Origin of the sequence: Methylobacterium platani, assembly GCF_001653715.1 — a bacterium.
Lineage (GTDB): Bacteria > Pseudomonadota > Alphaproteobacteria > Rhizobiales > Beijerinckiaceae > Methylobacterium > Methylobacterium platani.
Map to the genome: position 1 here is coordinate 13,204 of NZ_LWHQ01000081.1, position 248 is coordinate 13,451.

General features: G+C 68.1%; 1 protein-coding gene. It reads right to left on the reverse strand.

Annotated elements, in window-relative coordinates; translation table 11 throughout:
* Positions 1–248 (reverse strand): dihydroxy-acid dehydratase domain-containing protein (locus tag A5481_RS35490; protein WP_245298673.1); only part of this gene is annotated, 248 nt, incomplete at both ends.

The window sequence follows — 248 nt, forward strand, 5'->3', positions numbered from 1 at the left end:
CATGGTCGAGGCGGTGCCCATGGTCATGCAGGTGCCGTAGGAGCGGGCGATGCCGCCCTCGATCCCGAGCCAGTCCTGGTCGGTGATCTTGCCGGCGCGGAGTTCATCCCAGTACTTCCAGCTGTCGGAGCCGGAGCCCAGCACCTTGCCCTGCCAGTTGCCGCGCAGCATCGGGCCTGCCGGGATGTAGATCGCCGGCAGGTTCATGCTGGTGGCGCCGAGAAGCAGGCCCGGGGTGGACTTGTCGC